Consider the following 4,703-nt stretch of genomic DNA (forward strand, 5'->3'; position numbering starts at 1 on the left):
ATATCTTCAAATCAAAGCTTCACTCATTTTCTTGCAAATTTCTATACTGGTACAATTGATTTTGCGACTTTCTCAACAGTTCTTCAAACGTTTTTCCTTCTACTGGATAGCTAGCTGCTCCAAATAAAAGAGTGACACTGAGTAAATCACCTTCTATTTCACTTTCAATATTTTTCATTAATCTGTTTGTTATTGTTGATGTTTCATGACCATTATCAATTGCTACAATAACATACTTATTTTCATCCCACTTTGTAACAACATCTCCCTTCCGAATTGACTTTACAATGGTACTCTCTAATTTTTGTACTAACACTCCCAATTTTTTTTCTTGCAACGTGTCTTTTAATCCTTCCCATTCTTTTACAGAAAGAATGTAAACTGTAATATTACGGGAAGCTCTTTCAGATAAAGCGGCTACTTTCCCAAAAAAATCAACAACAAAATCGTTGCTTGCCATTCCTCCTACTTCTTCATTCATACGCTTGTTCGCTCTTTTATCGTACCAATGTCCAAAATAATAACTTAGTATCATTTGCAATATATAAATAATAAAGACGGTATAAAATGATCGTGAATCCAGTTTTGCAATTACATCCTGAAGTGCAATCCATTCTGTAACTGCCACTGTATTTCCAAGTAATAATCCACTAATTTTCCCTTTATGTTTCATACTTCTCCCCCTTTTATACCAATATATGTTTCTATATCAATAATGTTTTTCTACCAAATAAAAAATGTACATATCCAATGTACATTTCTGCTTAAGCTTGTATACCTTTTCTACTCTATTTCATATATATAATATATAACTTTTATAGAAAGGAGTAATCTATATGCTACAAAAAGAGAATCTATCAGATGCTATGCGGTTACTAGCTGGTTTTCTATTATCATTAAAATTATTATTTACCTCTTTCGGCATACACTTTATTACAAACGATCAAATTGACGCTATTGTTAATGTTGTTTCATTTTTATTTATTCTATACTTTGGCTACAAAAATAACTATGTAGGAAAAAAAGGAATGGAGCAAAAGAAAATACTCAAAAAACACAACCTTCACTAAAAAAAGGAACCTTTTGTACAGGTTCCTTTTTATTATTGACGCACAACAACTTCATTTGTTTGCAGTGGACCATATGATATCTCTTTATCTTGAAATGTATATGTAGCCTGAAAGAATGCTTGTTTAAGAGCTTTATCTTTATTAGCTTTTATTTTACAACGTAGTTCCACCTTTTCATTCGGTAACAAATCATCAATTCGCCACCTTACAAGCTGGAATAAAAACTCACTTATCCCCTTATCAACTTTTAAAGAATTAGGAATATAAGCAAAGTAATCTCGAATCATATGACTTACAACAACTCTCGAAATCATTTCTACCCCTTTATTTTCCACTTCAATTCTCATAATAAGTATGTCGTTTACATCGTAGGTCAATTCATACGAAAATTGTTCTGTATACATACTACCAATTTTTAATGTAACGGCTACTTGAGGAAATTCATTTTCCTTTTTCGATCCGTCAATCCACAATACTGGTTGTAGCGGTATTGAATACTTTCCTGTATCCGAAATTCGTCCCCATATTTTCATAATATATATTCACCTCATTTCAGATGTATCATACACACAATGAATTCCCCAAATTACTAAAGCTTACTACAAGCAATGTTTAATATTTCTCTTCCTTTTATCCTATTCGACAATATGAAGAAAAAACCATTTTTCATCTATTAACAGAAGGTGTTCTTAATGAAATTTTTTTACAATTTACTTTATGGCAATATTCAATATGGCTCACTCGTTCTCTACTCATACGAAAGAATATTTTGACGGAAGAAAAAGTTTGCCTTATAGTCAAATTTGACTATTTTATGGGGCTCACTCGTTCTCTACTCATACGAAAGAATATTTTGACGGAAGAAAAAGTTTGCCTTATAGTCAAATTTGACTATAATATTCTTTATGGCATATCAGTGCACTTATGGAAAAGAAATTAAAATCACCTATACATTTAAATTTTTTATCCACTGCACTCAAAACTTAATATAGTTTACTTATTTCTAAAGGAGGGTTATATTTGGAAACTCAACCATTAAAAAAAGACGCCAACAAGACAAAATTTGTTGTTGCTGGTTTACTGCTTGGTATATTAATGGCCGCAATGGACAATACAATCGTTGCAACCGCAATGGCAACAATTGTTGGAGACTTAGGAGGATTTGATAAGTTTGTTTGGGTCACATCAGCTTATATGGTAGCAACAATGGCAGGGATGCCTATCTTCGGGAAACTTTCTGATATGTACGGGCGGAAACGTTTTTATATTGGTGGCCTCATTCTTTTCTTATTCGGTTCTGCGCTCTGCGGAACAGCTTCAAGTATTGAGCAATTAAGTATTTATAGAGCTATTCAAGGTATCGGTGGTGGTGCCCTTATGCCTATCGCCTTCACAATTCTATTCAAGGTATCGGTGGTGGTGCCCTTATGCCTATCGCCTTCACAATTATGTACGATATCTTCCCACCAGAAAAACGTGGGAAGATGACAGGACTATTCGGTGCTGTTTTCGGGACCTCTAGTGTATTCGGTCCTTTATTAGGCGCTTATATTACAGACTATATAAGTTGGCATTGGGTCTTCTATATCAATATTCCATTAGGACTTATCTCCTTTTTCTTCATTACTAAATACTACAGTGAGTCTCTAGAATTTAGAAAACAAAAAATTGATTGGGCTGGTGCTATTACACTTGTCATAAGTATCGTTTGCTTAATGTTCGCATTAGAACTTGGTGGTAAGGAATATGCCTGGAATTCCACTGTAATTATTGGCTTATTTACAACAGTAGTTATTACGCTTATTATTTTCTTCTTTGTAGAACGAAAAGCAACCGAGCCTATTATTTCGTTCCATCTATTTAAAAAACCTTTATTCGCAGCTAGTCAAGGAGTTGCCTTTTTCTATGGTGCCGCTTTTATTATCTGTACAGTTTATATTCCAATCTTCATTCAAGGCGTTCTTGGAGGTTCCGCCTCTAATGCCGGATTAATTTTAACACCAATGATGGTTGGTTCTGTAATTGGAAGTCAAACAGGAGGACAATTAGCTTCTCGAACAAGCTATCGTAACATTATGATGGTATCTGGCGTCTTCTTCGTTCTTGGTATTTATTTATTAAGTACTTTAACAATGGATACACCTCGTTTACTCGTAACACTATTTATGATTCTCGCTGGGCTTGGTGTTGGCTTCTCATTCTCAGTATTAAGTATGTCTTCTATTCACAAATTAGAAATGCGAGACCGTGGTTCGGCAACATCAACAAACTCATTCTTCCGATCACTCGGTATGACTCTTGGTGTAACGATTTTCGGTACAATTCAAAATCATATTTTTACAGATAAACTAAACTCTGTGTTCCCCCCTGAACTAGCAAAATTAGCTCCAAAAGGTGGAGACACAAGTTTCTTATTATCGCCAGGCGCTACCGCAAAAATTCCTGCTGAAATATTAGCGGGTATTAAAGAAGCTCTCGCTACATCTATTGCGAACACATTCTTCTGGGCACTTATTCCGGCTGTACTAAGTATTATTTGTATTTTACTTATGGGAAATGAACGCCTCTTTACAGGCCCTAAAAAGAAAGAAAAACAAAAGCAAGTCAGTTAATATAAAAAAGAAGCGGCATATCCCTTTATGAAAAAGGATATGCCGTTTATAATATGTATAAAGTTAATCTTTAATCAGTGGCGGTTTTGTTCATCCCCCACTAATTGAACCAATCGGGCTTTTACGGACAGCCCGCCCCCCCCCCAACTTCTTTTGGTCCGCCGAATTTTTTTGTGGGGGTCTTTCCTCCCCTTTAGTCCATCCCCCACTGATTATTAATTGAACCAATCGGGCTTTTACGGACAGCCCGCCCCCCACCTAACTTCTTTGGTTCCGCTGAATTTTTGGATGGGTGTCTTACTGCCCGTTAATGCCGGATAAAGTTTTTATATACAGGAGTTGAGACAGCATGAGCATGAAATTAGTCATTCTCGGCTTGCTACTCGAAGGAGATAAACATCCATATGAAGTGCAGCATATTATGAAAGAACGACAAATGGATTGTTACATTAAATATGCTAAAGGATCACTTTATTACGCCTTCGAGCAATTAGAAAAGCAAGGCGCAATTCATATTACAAATGTAATTAGAGACACAAATCGACCTGACAAAACGATTTTTCATATAACAGAAGAAGGCAAAAAACTATTCCACTATTAAAACAATTCAAACAAATTAAAAAAATAAATAAAAACACAAATCCACCTGACAAAACGATTTTTCATATAACAGAAGAAGGCAAAAAACTATTCCACACTTTACTATTAAAACAATTCGAAGCAAAAAACCAAATATATAAACCTATTTATTCAGCCTTATCTTTCGCTCACTTTAGCAATGATCACGAATTAGTTCCTATTTTAGAAAAAAAGAAAAACGATACTCTTCAATATTTATATACTATGCAAACGATATATGATTGTAATAAAGGAAAAGTTCCACGTGCACAACTATATATTTTACAAAGTGTAATTGAGCATATTACAGTTGAACTACAATGGCTAAACACCCTCCTTAAAGATGCTATAGCAGGCCGGCTTTCAGAAGTTGCTATAGATGAAAATTGAGCTATGAAAGAAG

The 4,703-nt window shown here is 34.5% G+C and carries 3 protein-coding genes and 2 pseudogenes; 3 read left to right on the forward strand and 2 right to left on the reverse strand.

Annotated features, from left to right (window positions below; all coding sequences use genetic code 11):
* Positions 1–19: 19 nt before the first annotated feature.
* Positions 20–673 (reverse strand): diguanylate cyclase domain-containing protein, encoded by a 654-nt coding sequence (locus tag DN403_RS23650; protein WP_000680815.1) that lies wholly within the window; start codon positions 671–673, stop codon positions 20–22.
* Positions 674–836: 163 nt separating this feature from the next.
* Between DN403_RS23650 and DN403_RS23655 the strand changes: the two genes are divergently transcribed.
* Entirely contained in the window at positions 837–1,070 is a 234-nt protein-coding gene (locus DN403_RS23655) for an SPP1 phage holin family protein (RefSeq protein WP_000939448.1), read from the forward strand.
* Between the two features lie 32 nt (positions 1,071–1,102).
* Here DN403_RS23655 and DN403_RS23660 read toward each other — a convergent pair whose 3' ends face one another.
* Positions 1,103–1,603, reverse strand: a complete 501-nt coding sequence (locus DN403_RS23660) for a hypothetical protein (protein WP_000708116.1) — start codon at positions 1,601–1,603, stop codon at positions 1,103–1,105.
* 487 nt (positions 1,604–2,090) lie between these two features.
* On the opposite strand from DN403_RS23660, the pseudogene DN403_RS23665 reads away from it, so the two are divergent.
* Positions 2,091–3,682 (forward strand): annotated as a pseudogene (locus DN403_RS23665) (MDR family MFS transporter).
* A 349-nt stretch (positions 3,683–4,031) separates the two neighbouring features.
* Positions 4,032–4,690: pseudogene (locus DN403_RS32375) on the forward strand (PadR family transcriptional regulator).
* The last annotated feature ends 13 nt before the right edge of the window (positions 4,691–4,703 follow it).

This window comes from Bacillus sp. AY2-1, assembly GCF_008368965.1.
GTDB lineage: Bacteria > Bacillota > Bacilli > Bacillales > Bacillaceae_G > Bacillus_A > Bacillus_A thuringiensis_S.

Bases quoted from the DNA above. Each gene is read 5' to 3' on its own strand.
- DN403_RS23650 (WP_000680815.1), bottom strand. From the start codon at position 673: ATGAAACATAAAGGGAAAATTAGTGGATTATTACTTGGAAATACAGTG.
- DN403_RS23655 (WP_000939448.1), top strand. From the start codon at position 837: ATGCTACAAAAAGAGAATCTATCAGATGCTATGCGGTTACTAGCTGGT.
- DN403_RS23660 (WP_000708116.1), bottom strand. From the start codon at position 1,603: ATGAAAATATGGGGACGAATTTCGGATACAGGAAAGTATTCAATACCG.